Origin of the sequence: Micromonospora sp. NPDC049799 (genome assembly GCF_040656655.1) — a bacterium.
GTDB lineage: Bacteria > Actinomycetota > Actinomycetes > Mycobacteriales > Micromonosporaceae > Micromonospora.
In genome coordinates this window covers 1-12,193 of the sequence record NZ_JBFAMU010000120.1, presented here as the reverse complement: position 1 = coordinate 12,193, position 12,193 = coordinate 1, and the positions used below count along the sequence as shown (strand labels likewise).

Annotated in this window: 9 protein-coding genes and 1 pseudogene; 4 read left to right on the top strand and 6 right to left on the bottom strand. The window is 72.3% G+C overall.

Annotation, left to right across the window (positions count from 1 at the left end; all coding sequences use genetic code 11):
* Positions 1-115 precede the first annotated feature (115 nt).
* Together AB0I76_RS12295 and AB0I76_RS12290 are read left to right on the top strand one after the other, a co-directional pair.
* Positions 116-1,417, top strand: a complete 1,302-nt coding sequence (locus tag AB0I76_RS12295) for a family 10 glycosylhydrolase (protein WP_357033797.1) — start codon at positions 116-118, stop codon at positions 1,415-1,417.
* Positions 1,418-1,588: 171 nt separating this feature from the next.
* On the top strand, positions 1,589-2,965 hold the full coding sequence (locus AB0I76_RS12290; protein ID WP_357033795.1) for an FAD-dependent oxidoreductase: 1,377 nt from the start codon (positions 1,589-1,591) through the stop codon (positions 2,963-2,965).
* 3 nt (positions 2,966-2,968) lie between these two features.
* Here AB0I76_RS12290 and AB0I76_RS12285 read toward each other — a convergent pair whose 3' ends face one another.
* From AB0I76_RS12285 to AB0I76_RS12275, 3 genes are read right to left on the bottom strand one after another with little or no spacing between them, the layout of a single operon-like run.
* Positions 2,969-4,084: a crosslink repair DNA glycosylase YcaQ family protein gene (locus tag AB0I76_RS12285; protein WP_357033793.1), complete on the bottom strand. Its 1,116-nt coding sequence runs from the start codon at positions 4,082-4,084 to the stop codon at positions 2,969-2,971.
* Positions 4,085-4,093: 9 nt separating this feature from the next.
* Positions 4,094-4,741, bottom strand: a complete 648-nt coding sequence (prfH, locus tag AB0I76_RS12280; RefSeq protein WP_357033792.1) for a peptide chain release factor H — start codon at positions 4,739-4,741, stop codon at positions 4,094-4,096.
* Complete coding sequence (locus tag AB0I76_RS12275; RefSeq protein ID WP_357033790.1) at positions 4,738-5,913, bottom strand: RNA ligase RtcB family protein; 1,176 nt, start codon at positions 5,911-5,913, stop codon at positions 4,738-4,740. The genes prfH and AB0I76_RS12275 overlap by 4 nt, the downstream gene beginning before the upstream one ends.
* Positions 5,914-6,163: 250 nt before the next feature.
* Between AB0I76_RS12275 and AB0I76_RS12270 the strand changes: the two genes are divergently transcribed.
* The gene (locus AB0I76_RS12270; RefSeq protein ID WP_357033788.1) at positions 6,164-8,422 is read left to right on the top strand and encodes a catalase; all 2,259 of its coding nucleotides are present in this window, start codon (positions 6,164-6,166) and stop codon (positions 8,420-8,422) included.
* Between the two features lie 60 nt (positions 8,423-8,482).
* Here the strand turns inward: AB0I76_RS12270 and AB0I76_RS12265 are convergent, their stop codons facing one another.
* Complete coding sequence (locus AB0I76_RS12265) at positions 8,483-9,427, bottom strand: acetyltransferase (RefSeq protein WP_357033786.1); 945 nt, start codon at positions 9,425-9,427, stop codon at positions 8,483-8,485.
* A gap of 171 nt (positions 9,428-9,598) precedes the next feature.
* On the opposite strand from AB0I76_RS12265, the gene AB0I76_RS12260 reads away from it, so the two are divergent.
* Positions 9,599-10,129 (top strand): adenylate kinase, encoded by a 531-nt coding sequence (locus tag AB0I76_RS12260; RefSeq protein ID WP_357033784.1) that lies wholly within the window; start codon positions 9,599-9,601, stop codon positions 10,127-10,129.
* Positions 10,130-10,189: 60 nt separating this feature from the next.
* Here AB0I76_RS12260 and AB0I76_RS12255 read toward each other — a convergent pair whose 3' ends face one another.
* Both AB0I76_RS12255 and AB0I76_RS12250 read right to left on the bottom strand, forming a co-directional pair.
* The gene (locus AB0I76_RS12255; RefSeq protein ID WP_357033782.1) at positions 10,190-11,518 is read right to left on the bottom strand and encodes an endo-1,4-beta-xylanase; all 1,329 of its coding nucleotides are present in this window, start codon (positions 11,516-11,518) and stop codon (positions 10,190-10,192) included.
* Between the two features lie 403 nt (positions 11,519-11,921).
* A pseudogene (locus tag AB0I76_RS12250) lies at positions 11,922-12,193 on the bottom strand (hypothetical protein); the annotation flags it as partial.

The following is a 12,193-nucleotide window of genomic DNA, read 5'->3' as shown; positions in this document are numbered from 1 at the left end:
CACTCCGGGCCGGCTGGGTTCCACAGGTGGGTCATCTGGACCTGGCGGGCTTCTCCCCAGGTACGGGCGGCGGCGAGAGCCTCGATCTCCTCGGCACAACCACAACGCGGTCTTCGTGCACGTGCGGCCGAGCGGGGACGCGCTCTGGCCGTCGGAGTACGCGCCGTGGTCGGAGTGGCTGACCGGGCGCCGCGACGGACGCGACCCGGGCTGGGACCCGATGGAGTTCATGGTCGCCGAGGCGCACGCGCGCAACCTGGAGTTCCACGCCTGGTTCAACCCGTACCGTGGCGGGCAGCCGGCCACGGTGGGCGGACCCGGCCCCCGGCTGGACCGCCTGGCGCCGACCCATCCGCTCCGGCGGCACCCCGAATGGGTGGTGACCTATCCCAGCGCGGACCGGCCCGGCAGCCGCCTCTACTTCAACCCCGGCATCCCGGAGGCGCGCACCTTCGTCGAGGACTCGATGCTGGAGGCGGTCCGGCGGTACGACGTCGACGGGGTGCACTTCGACGACTTCTTCTACCCCTATCCGGAGGCCGGGCAGGACTTCCCGGACGATGCGGCGTTCGCCCGGTACGGCCAGGGCTTCCCGGACAAGGACGCCTGGCGCCGGGACAACGTCAACACGTTGGTCCGCGAGATGAGCGAGCGCATCAAGGCGATCAAGCCATGGGTGAAGTTCGGTATCAGCCCGTTTGGCATCTGGCGCAACGGGCGCACGGATCCGACCGGGTCGGCCACCGCGGGGCTGCAGAGCTACGACGACATCCACGCCGACACCCGACTGTGGGTACGCCGGGAGTGGTTGGACTACGTGGTGCCACAGCTCTACTGGCACATCGGGTTCGGTAAGGCCGACTACGCGAAGCTGCTGCCGTGGTGGACGTCCACGGTCGAGGGCACCCGGGTGCAGCTCTACATCGGCCAGGCCGACTACCGGGTGGGGGAGCGCGGCGCCTGGAGCGATCCGGCCGAGCTGGACCGTCAGCTCGCGCTCAACCGCCGGCACGCCGTGAGCGGAAGCGTGCACTTCAGCGCCCGTCAGGTGCGCGCCGACAGGCTCGGGGCCGTCACCCGCTACAGCCGGGCGCACTACGCCGCTCCGGCGCTGGTACCCGTGATGACGCAGCTACCGGCGACGCCGCCGGCCGCCCCCGTGGTCCTGGACGGGCGGCGGGAGGACGGCGGCGTGCGGCTGACCTGGCGCCGCGACGGTGCCGTGAGCTACGCCGTCTACCGCGTCGACGGCGACGGGGCCCGCCTCGTCGGCACCACCCGGGGTGACGGCTGGGTCGATCGCACCGCGCCGGCCGACCGCGCGCTCTCCTACTGCGTGTCCGCACTGGACCGCAGCGCGAACGAGGGCCCACTCGGCGCGGCCGTGTCCGTGACGGCCGCCTCTGCCACCGGCTGAGCCGCATTTCCGCTGGTCCGCCTCGACACCACACCCGCCGATCACGCCGACGTTCCCGGGCAGCGCCCGGCACCTGTGCAACGATCGGCGTGCGTTCCGCCCGTCCGGCCGCCCGCCGGTCGCCGGCAGGCATGCGAGAAGGCGTCACACCTCGTCCCCCTGGAGAGCACGATGTCCCCCTCCCCGGCCCGGATCCTGGCCGCGCTGAACGCGGTGCGACCCCTCGACCGGGCGTCCCCGGTCCTGGGCAGGGCCGTCGTGATCGGTGGCAGCGTCGCCGGGATGCTGGCCGCCCGCGTGTTGTCCGACCACGCGGAGAGCGTCGTCATCATCGACCGGGACGACCTGCACCGGCCCGGTCACCGGCCCGGCGTGCCGCAGGGGACGCAACTGCACGCGCTCCTGCCCGGCGGCTTCCTCCAGCTCGAGCGCCTGTTCCCGGGATTCCGCGAGGAGGCCCTTGCCCACGGGGCGGTCGAGGCTCCGCCCGCCTCCCGCCGGGCCTACCTCGACGGTCGCCTGAAGGTCGTCGTCCCGGACGACGCCGACAGCCTGGCCGGCAGTCGGCCCCTCCTGGAAGGGCTGATCCGCCAGCAGGTGCTCCGGCTGCCGAACGTCAAGACGGTCGCCGCCCGCGCCACGGGCCTCGTGGTCGACGCAGGCGTGACCACCGGGGTCCGCTGCGACGTCGGCGGGCTTCCCGGCGTCGAGAGCGGCGACCTCGTGGTGGACGCCATGGGGCGGTCGAGCAGGCTGTCGGAGTGGCTGGAGCAGGCCGGCTGGGACCGGCCCGTCACGCGCCGGATGACCGTGCACCTCAACTACGCGACGGCCCTGTTCCGGCGTCGCGAGGCCCACCCGGATCGCACCGTCGTCCTGGCGCTGCACAGCCCGAGAGTGTCCTCGGACGTCGCCGGCGCCGCGTTCTTCGCCATCGAGGACGGCCGGTGGATGGCCATGATGGCTGGTTACGGAGACAACCGCCCGGGACACACCGCCGAGGACTTCGTCCGTCGGCTGCGGGACCAGTTCCCACCGGAGTTCGGCGAGGTCGCCGGAAACGAGATGCTCGGCGACGTGCTGACCTACCGCCACGCCGACAGCCGGCGGCGGGACTTCCACGCGCTGAGGCGGTTCCCGGCGGGGCTGGTCAGCGTCGGCGACGCGGTCGCGTCGTTCAACCCCGTGTACGGGCAGGGGATGACCTCGGCCGCCCTGCACGCGGTCTGCCTGTCGACGTACCTGCGGGAGCGCCCGGATCTGCGGGTGCCCGCCCGCCGGTTCCTCGCCTTGCAGAAGGTCGTGGTCGACGCCGCGTGGTCGGTGTCGACCTCCGCCGACCTGGCCCTGCCGCACGTCGACGGGCCCTACCCGCGCGGCTACCGGCTCTCCAGCTGGGCCAGCGGGCAGATCGTCACGGCGACCGTCACGGACGTGACGATCGCCCGGCGGTTCAACGACGTCGTCTCCATGCGCCGACACCCGCGATCGCTGGCCACACCCGGGGTGCTCCTGGGTGCCCTGCGCGCCAACCGCCGCACACGCTGACCGTCAGCGACGAGCCGCGTCGGACCGGCCGGCGGCCGAACCGCCCACGGTCAGGGACAACCACGACGCGAGGTCCCGGAGTTCCTCGTGCACCGCCTCGGTGATCTCCGCGGTGAACGGGACGTCCTCGTGGATCACGTCCACGCGGAGAGTGCCGCCCCTGCGGTCCGCCGTGACGTCCACCTTCCCGACGAGACGGTCGTGGTGCAGGATCGGCAGCGCGAAGTAACCCCAGCGGCGCTTCGCCCTCGGCTTGTACATCTCCAGCACGTACTCGAACGTGAACAGGTCCGCCATCCGGATCCGGTCGTGCACCAGGCGGTCGAACGGCGACAACAGGGCGGTACGGCCGGTGAAGGACTGCCCGAGCGCCGTCGGATCGACGCGCCACGTCCCGGGGACGCCCTCGACGGTCGCCCGCTCACCGACCTGCCCCACCGACCCCGGTTCGCCGGCCGAGGCGGGAGCCGTCTCCCGGACGATGCCCAGGGACCGCAGCCGGCGCTCGGCGCGGCGCCGACGCGCCTCGTCCAACGGGACGACGGAAGCGTCCGTCGGATAGACCCGCTCCGGTACGTCCCACAGCCGCTGCCGCCCACGGCGGCCGGCGATCGCCACCTCGCCGCGCATCAGCAGGAACTCCAGCATCTGGGTGACGTTGCGGTTGTTCGTCCACCCGGTCGACGACCATGCCACCTGGCTGGTGTCCGGGATGTCACGCGACGGCAGCGGTCCGGAGGCGCCGAGCAGCGCGAGGACGTCGCGGCGGAACCGGTCGTTGAGCCGCAGCCACTCCCGCCGCCGGTCCCCGCCGGTCCAGGCCGCCATGTCCGCCAGGTAGAGCGGCAGGTCGTCCATCGGCCGCACCATCGCGTGGTGCTCGAAGAGCGTCCGATCCCGCTCCAACGCCTCCTGCACCTGCGACGGCCGGTACGACGACCCGAGGCGGCTCCAGGCGACCAGGTCCACGTTCGGCGCGACGGCCGCGGTCGGGTCGATCTGCAGCAGGGTCAGCTGCCGTACGACCGCCAGCAGGTCGGTCGGCCGCGGCGCGTCGAGCAGCTGCGCGCGTACGGCGATCCGCCGTGCCTCCGCGCGATCGAGCCGGTGCACTGCCATCGGGCGAGACTACTGCCGCGACGGTGACCTGTGTGCACCCTCATCCGACGGACCCGGACGCTCGACGCGGGTGGGATTGCCGCGTACCAGCTCGTCGTGGATGCGCCACCGCTCGGTGACCGCAGCCCGCTGCGCAGCCTCGTCGTCGTGTGTGAGGCGCCGACGGAGCAGCCGCATGGCGAGGCGCCGGTTGAGGCTGAACTGGCGTTCGGTGTCGACCACGACGACGATCCCGGAGGGACGGTGGGTCGCACGCACCGCGGTGCTGGCCTTGTTCCGGTGCTGACCGCCGGGTCCACCGGTACGGCAGGCGACGACGTCGACGTCGGCCTCCGCGAACGTCGTGGCGAAGGTGTCGAGCTGGCACGGTCGGGCGATGACGTACCAGTTCTTCCGCCCGGTCGCCCGGTAGGGGCTGGGCGCCTGCCAGCACAGTGTTCCGGTCCACGAGGCGGCGAACGTCTCAGCACCGCTGCCGGAGATCCGGACCAGGACCGATCGGTAGGTGCCGGGTCGTTCAGCCGGCACGGTCCGGACCCGGTGCGTGGTCAGGCGCTGCCCGACGGCGTCGGCCTCCAGGCGGTGCAGCAGCCGGGCGAGCGCCCACGTGCACTCCTGCGGGCCGCGCCCGGCGGACATGAGCAGGTCGACGGTCACGGCCGGCCCTGCCCACGGCGGTTGTCCCGGCGGTCCGGCCGGGGTGTGGACCCGAGGTCGGGCGTCTTGTAGGTGACCAGGGGAACGGTGGTGGCCACCGGTGTGGCGAGGTCGTGGTCGACCAGATCGGCGATGACGCGCTCGATGCGCTTGTACGCGGTGGGTGCCTCCTCGAAGAGCAGTTGACGGTCGCCGCACACCACCACCGACCCCACCGGGGTGCGGCGCAGTTCCTCGACGGTGTGCTTGGCCCGGCCCCGGCGCAGGGCGTCAGCGCGGGACATCTTGCGGCCCGCGCCGTGTGCCACGGAGTGGTTGGCCTCCGGGCCGGCGTGGGCGGCCACGAGGTAGGAGGGGGTGCCGCGCGTTCCGGCGACGAGCACGTCGCGGCCGTCACCCGGCGCCGCGCCCTTGCGGTGGAGGTAGAGCCCGTCGCGGACCTCGACCAGGTTGTGGCACTGGTCGACGATCGGTGCGGTGGGCTCGGCCCCGAGGGCGTGGGCGACCCGGGCGGCCAGCAGCCGCCGGTTGAGCGAGCCCCACCGTACGGCGTCGTCGTGTGCCGCCAGGTAGGCGGCGGCGTCGGGGGCGGGGCCCGCGCCGTGGACCTCGGTGTGCGCCCGCAGGATTCGCTCGCCCAGGCCCCGCGACCCGCTGTGGACGACGAGGACGAGGTCGCCGGCGTCGAGCCCGAGACGCCCGGCGTGGCCCGGATCGAAGACGGTGCCGATCCGCGCCAGTTCGACGAAGTGGTTGCCCCGGCCGACCGTGCCGAGGCCCTCGCCGTGACCGGCGGGAATGCCGCCCTCCACCACGGCCCAGGCGGGGTCCTCGGTGTCCCGCCCGGGGTCCAGGGCGCGGTCGAGGTCGGGGAACCGGGCGGCCAGCCGCTCGGGTACGGCGCGCTTGAGCGCGATCGGGAACACGGCGATGCCGCAGCCGATGTCGGAGCCCACCAGGAACGGGTACAGCACGGTCGACGCCATCGCCGCGCCGATGGGCGCACCCTTGCCGGGGTGCAGGTCCGGCATGGCGGCGACGTGGACCATGCCGTCGAGGGCGGCCACCTGGTGACACTGCGCCAGGGCGGCGGACTCGATCCAGCTGGTGGGTGAGGCGAACACGGCGACGGTGGCCGACGTGGACCGTGGCAGGGAGGGGTGCGGAGACAACGACGCTCACTTCTCGTGAAGGGCACGGACGGACGGCACGACGGCACCGGGCGGTGCCGTGGGCCTGGAAAGAGCAACGGGGTGCTGTCCGTCAGAACGTCATGGGGACCACCATCCCCGAGCCGGTCCGGGCCGGCAAGCGGGTTTCCGCCCGTCGTCCTGGTTGTCCCGAACGAGGCGTTTTGCCGTATCGGCCGAGGGTAGGGCAGGGGGGCCGGCCCAGAACAGCTCCGATGGAGGACCCGCCGAGATGGATCCCACCAAGCCCGCCAAGGTCGTGAAGGACGTGGTCGACGCCGCCACGGACAAGTTGACCGACGTCCTGGCCACCGTGCCCGGCGCGCCGGGCAGTGCCCCGCCGACGGTGGAGGAGCCGACGACTCCCCGTGACCCGTTGCCGCCCAAGAGGGAGCAGGGCGCCCCCGAGACCCGTACGCCGACCGGCGCGGAGACCGGCGCGCCGACGATCGCCAACGGTCAGCAGGGCGCCTACCTCACGACCTCGCAGGGAGCGCGGCTGCGCGACACCGACCACTCCCTGAAGGCGGGACCGCGGGGTCCGCTCCTGCTGCAGGACCACCACCTGCGCGAGAAGATCACCCACTTCGACCACGAACGCATCCCCGAGCGCGTGGTGCACGCGCGCGGCGCCGGAGCGCACGGCGTGTTCACCAGCTACGGCGCCGCGGAAGAGATCACCAAGGCGGGCTTCCTGCGCAAGGGCCGGAAGACCGATGTCTTCGTCCGGTTCTCCACCGTCCTCGGCTCGCGCGGATCGGCCGACACGGTCCGCGACACCCGCGGGTTCGCGACGAAGTTCTACACCGACGAGGGCACCTTCGACCTCGTCGCCAACAACATGCCGGTCTTCTTCATCCAGGACGCGATCAAGTTCCCGGACATCATCCACGCCGCCAAGCCGCACCCCGACCGCGAGATTCCCCAGGCGCAGAGCGCCCACGACACCTTCTGGGACTTCGTCTCCCTGCACACCGAGGCGCAGCACCACACCATCTGGAACATGTCCGACCGGGGCATCCCGCGCTCGTACCGGATGATGGAGGGCTTCGGTGTGCACACCTTCCGGCTGGTCAACGCCGCCGGGGAGACGGCGCTGGTGAAGTTCCACTGGAAGCCCAAGCTCGGCGTGCACTCCCTGACGTGGGAGGAGACGCAGATGCTCGGCGGCATCGACCCCGACTTCCACCGCCGGGACCTGTACGACGCGATCGAGGCCGGCGCGTTTCCCGAGTGGGAACTCGGTCTGCAGGTCTTCCCCGACACCCCGGAGGAGACCTTCGCGGGAATCGACCTGCTGGACCCGACGAAGATCGTGCCGGAGGAACTCGCGCCGGTGCAGCCGGTGGGGAAGCTCGTCCTCAACCGGACGCCGACGAACTTCTTCGCCGAGACCGAGCAGGTCGCCTTCCACCTCGGCCACCTGCCGCCTGGCATCGACGTCACGAACGACCCGCTGCTCCAGGGCCGGCTCTTCTCCTACGTCGACACCCAGCTGACCCGGCTCGGCGGACCGAACTTCTCGCAGATCCCGATCAACCGGCCGCACGCCGAGGTCAACGACATGCTCCGCGACGGTTTCCACCAGCAGGCCGTCCACGCGGGCGTCGCGCCGTACCGGCCGAACTCGCTCGACGGTGGCAACCCCTTCCCGGCGGGGGACGAGGAGAACGCGTTCGTCGACGTGCCGGTGACGGTGGTGGAGGCGCCCAAGGTACGCGCCAGTCCGGTCTCGTTCGACGACCACTTCAGCCAGGTCCGCCTGTTCTGGCTGAGCATGTCGCCGGTCGAGAAGGAGCACATCATCCGCGCCTACACCTTCGAGCTCGGCAAGTGCTACCACCAGGCGATCAAGGAGCGGCAGCTCCAGTGCCTCGCCAACATCGACCCGGTGCTCTGCGCCCAGGTCGCCACCGGCCTCGGCCTGCCCGCCCCGGAGCCGACCGTCCCGCTCGCCGACGTCGCGCCCAGCCCCGCACTGTCGCAGGTCGGCCGGGTGTGGCCGGGTGACGGCCGGACGGTCGGGATCGTCGTCGACCCCGACGGCGACCTCGACGACCTCCACCACGTACGCCGGGCGGTGTTCGCCGCCGGCATGGTGCCGCTGGTGATCGCCCCGCACGGCGGCCTGGTCGCGGACCTCCCCGTGCAGCGCAGCTTCGCCACCGCCCGGTCGGTCGAGTTCGACGCGATCCTGCTGGCCGGTGCTCCGGCACCGGCACCGGACGCGCTGCCCGCCCGCGACGCCAAGGCGGGAGCGGCGGACGCCGCGACCGTGGATCCGCGCGTCCTGCTCCTGGTCGAGGAGGCCTGGCGGCACGCCAAGGCGATCGGGGCCTGGGGTGCCGGCCACACCGTGCTGCGGCAGACGGGGATCGTCGACCGACCCGGCGTCGTCACGGGCACGTCCGGCACCGAGGTCTTCGGCGAGGTGAAGCAGGTGATGGCCGCGCACCGGACGTGGGACCGGTTCCCCGCGTCGGTCGCCTGACCACGGAGCCCGAGCGGCCCGGATCGACTGGTCCGGGCCGCTCGGATCTAGGCCGTCCGATCAGGTCACCCGGCCGGCGAGACCGCCCGCCCGGACGTGGGCCGGGTCGGACGGTGCCGTGGCGCCGGGTTCGAAGAGGACTCGGGCCCGCACCTGCCGGAACCCGGTCCGCTCCAGTTCTGCCACCACCGCCACGCGGCGGGCCTGCACGTCGGCCAGCACCTCGTGGGCGCCACCGGACGCCAGAACCTGAACGGCCTCGGCCAGCAGTTCACCGCGGACGGCCTCGTCGAGCAGACCGAGGTAGACGATCAGCGGATAACAGGCGTCCCCGGCGGTGCCGACCAGGCCAACCGGCTCGCCCGCGTCCACCGCGACGCGCCAGCCGTCGATCGGACCGGTCAACCAGGCCAGCGGATCGGTGGCGAGGTCCACGCCGCCGACCGCCTGCGCGATCTCCACGCCGGTCAGGACGTCCGGCTCCGCGATGCGGGCGACCAGGCCGTTGATCTCAGCCGCGTCGGCGGCGGGACGGAAGGTGTACCGCCCGGAGGTCGCGGGCAGGGGTGTACCGATCCAGGAACACCTGAGCCGCTCACCGCGTTCGACCAGCCCGGCGAGGCGAGCGGCGGCCATGGGTGCCTCGACCACGGCGAGGACCTCCGGCCGGCGCCGCCAGTACGGGGGCAGGACGGCGTGGTAGCGGCCGGGTCCGCCGAGTGCCTCGTGTGCGGCGTGCAGCAGGGCGGCCCCCACCTCCGGCTCGGCGTCCAGGTCGAACCAGTCCAGCCACGGAGCGCCGGTGGCGCCGGGCGGCCGGAGCCAGGCGGCCCGGCCGACGACGCGGCCGGCGCGGAGGGCGACCCACGTGTGCTCGGGTCGGTAGCCGCCGTCGGCGACGCCGTCGGCGTACCGGACCTGGCGCAGGTGGGGAAGCGGATCGGGCATGGAGTCGAACAGACTCTCCTCGCCCGCGACGAGCGGACGGATGACCACATCGGTCATGGCAGGAACCTCCGGGAAAGCTGACGCCCCGGGTCAGCTCCGCGAGGACGCCGGAACGCGGAGGGGGCGCAGAACATCGGACATTGTTCTGACCTCCTTCCGGCTCGACGGCGTGCCCGAAAACGTAGTCGACGCACCTCCTCGTGGCAACCCTGCCGTACGCTGCCGCGCATGAACGCGCCGACCCGCATCCTGGTCTACGGGGTGTACGGCTCCGGCAAGTCCACCCTCGCGGCGAGACTGGCCGATCGCCTCGGGTTGCCGTGGTACCCGGTCGACGACCTGCTGTGGAATCCGGGCTGGGTCGAGGTGCCGGTGGCGCAGCAGCGCAGCCGGATCGAGGCGATCTGCCGACGCGACCGTTGGATCGTCGACGGGGCCTACCACGGGTGGCGGGATGTGCCACTGGCCCGCGCCGACCTGGTCGTCGGCCTGGACTACCCGCGCTGGCGCTCCTTCTGGCGCCTGCTGCGCCGGACCGCGGGCCGGCTGCTGACGCGGGAGGAGATCTGCAACGGCAACCGTGAGTCGCTGGGCAGCGTGCTGTCCCGGGACTCGATCCTGGTGTGGCACGTCACCGCCTTCGGTCGGGCGCGGCGGCGGATGCGGGCCTGGCAGGCGGATCCGTCCGGGCCGCCGGTGGTGCTGTTCCGGTCCCCGGCAGCCCTGGACCGCTGGCTGGACGACCTGCCGGACCGGTGAGGGAGGACGGAAGCGGGGCGGCGACGGTGTCCGTCGCCGCCCCGGATCCTCTCGACGGGGTCAGGAGGCGGTGCAGGAGCGCACCTGGGGACGGGTCCAGGTGCCGTTGGCCATGGTGGTGAAACCGAAGACGTTCCCGCTGCCGTTCGACCTCATGGTCATGACGTACCCGCTGCTGTCCCAGCTCGGGCTGCCGTTCCAGGTGGCGGAGATCCTCTGCGGTGGCGTCACGGCGACCACGACCGTCCAGTTGGTCGCGCCGCCGACCGTCACCTCGCTGTTGAACCGGTCGCCCCACCGGGTCCCGTCGCGGAGAGTCGCGGTGCAGCTGCCACCGCCCGGTGGCGGCGTCGTCGGTCCGGTGGTCGGTCCGGTCGTCGGCGGGTTGGAGGGCGGGGTCGAGCCGCCGTTGAGTGCGGCGAGGACCGCGTCGTACGCCGGCTTCTTCGCGCCGCTGCTCGTGAAGAGCAGCGGGTTCTGCGAGGCCCGCCACGAGTCGCTGTCCCGGATGCCCCAGACGGTGATGCCGGTGCAGCGGGCCACGGCGAGGCAGTCCTCGACCACACTGCGGTACGTGGCGGCGGGCGCGCCCTCGATGTCCAGCTCGGTGATCTGCACGTCGACGCCGAGCGCGGCGAAGCTGGACAGCGTGGTGCGGTAGTTGCCCGGGTACGGCGAGCCGCTGTTGAAGTGCGACTGGAGGCCGACACAGTCGATCGGCACACCACGCTGCTTGAAGTCCCGGACCAGGTTGTAGACGGCCTGGGTCTTGGCGTGGGTCCAGTTGTCGGTGTTGTAGTCGTTGTAGCAGAGCTTGGCGCCGGGATCGGCGGCCCGGGCGGCCCGGAACGCCGCCTCGATCCAGTCGTTGCCGGTCCGTTGGAGGTTGGAGTCGCGGCGGGCGCCGCTGCTTCCGTCCTGGAACGCCTCGTTCACCACGTCCCACGCGACGACCTGCCCCCGGAAGTGGGTGGCCACCTGGGTGACGTGGTTGAGCATCGCCTGGCGCAGTGCGCTGCCGCTCATGTTCTGCATCCAGCCGGGCTGCTGGGAGTGCCAGGCCAGGGTGTGGCCGCGCACCTGCATCCCGCGGCTGCGGGCGTGGCTGACGATCTGGTCCGCCGCGCCGTAGCTGAACTGGCCCTGCTGCGGCTCGGTGGCGTCGATCTTCATCTCGTTCTCGGGCGTCACCGAGTTGAACTCGCGGTTCAGGATCGTCGCGTAGGTGCTGTCGCTGAGCTTGTTCGCGGCCACCGCGGCGCCGAAGTACCGGCCCTGCTCGGCCGCGGACGCGCCCAGCGTCGTCCCGGCGCTGGCCGCACCGGGCAGGAACGCGGCACCGGTCGCGGCGAGCAGGCCGGCGGCGGCGAGGGCGATCGCCGTACGCATGCGGGGACGCGGTGGTGGACGGTCGTTCCCGGGGCTTGTCTCCAACATGTCTTTTCCCTTCCGTGGGAACCGGACCGGGGCTGTCGGGGCGCCGGTCCGGGGTGGCGGGGGTGGGCGGGGTCGAGACCGCTCGCGCGAGCGCACCGGAGGGGCGCGGATCCTCGGTCATCGACCTGCATGAATGTGGAGTATTGCAGCGGCCGTCGCCGGAAGGCAACAATTACCGGAAAGCTTCCGAGAGTGGTTGGAGGGGCGTCAGATCTGACCGGCCGGAGCATACTCGGTTTGAGCTGCGGCGATTCCCAGAGGATTCTCGTGGGAGGCAACCCCTGACCGGAGGCGTCTAAAGATCCATCGGAAGAGTGTTCCGGAATGATTGCGATACGTCGCCGGACTCGACGTGTCAGTCGGGCTGCCCGATCGTGTCCAGCTTGCGGCGCAGGCGATCGCGCTCGGGGGCGGTGCCGGCCAGGTCGAGCGCCTCCCGGTACGCCGCCACGGCCTCATCGAGCCGGCCGAGCCGGTGCAGCAGTTCGGCGCGGGCGGCCGGGTACGGGTGGTACCCGCGCAACTGCGGCTCGCCCACCCTCTCCACGCGGACGGCGCAGATCTTGATTTCGGGCATGCCGGAGACGGGATCGACGGCGTCGTTGGTGACCGAGTTGGCGCGCGCCG

What these genes read in the sequence shown, in the direction of transcription:
- AB0I76_RS12285 (WP_357033793.1), bottom strand. Translation starts at nt 4,084, where the DNA reads ATGGCAGTGCACCGGCTCGATCGCGCGGAGGCACGGCGGATCGCCGTA.
- AB0I76_RS12260 (WP_357033784.1), top strand. Translation starts at nt 9,599, where the DNA reads ATGAACGCGCCGACCCGCATCCTGGTCTACGGGGTGTACGGCTCCGGC.
- AB0I76_RS12290 (WP_357033795.1), top strand. Translation starts at nt 1,589, where the DNA reads ATGTCCCCCTCCCCGGCCCGGATCCTGGCCGCGCTGAACGCGGTGCGA.
- AB0I76_RS12265 (WP_357033786.1), bottom strand. Translation starts at nt 9,427, where the DNA reads ATGACCGATGTGGTCATCCGTCCGCTCGTCGCGGGCGAGGAGAGTCTG.
- AB0I76_RS12255 (WP_357033782.1), bottom strand. Translation starts at nt 11,518, where the DNA reads ATGCGTACGGCGATCGCCCTCGCCGCCGCCGGCCTGCTCGCCGCGACC.
- AB0I76_RS12270 (WP_357033788.1), top strand. Translation starts at nt 6,164, where the DNA reads ATGGATCCCACCAAGCCCGCCAAGGTCGTGAAGGACGTGGTCGACGCC.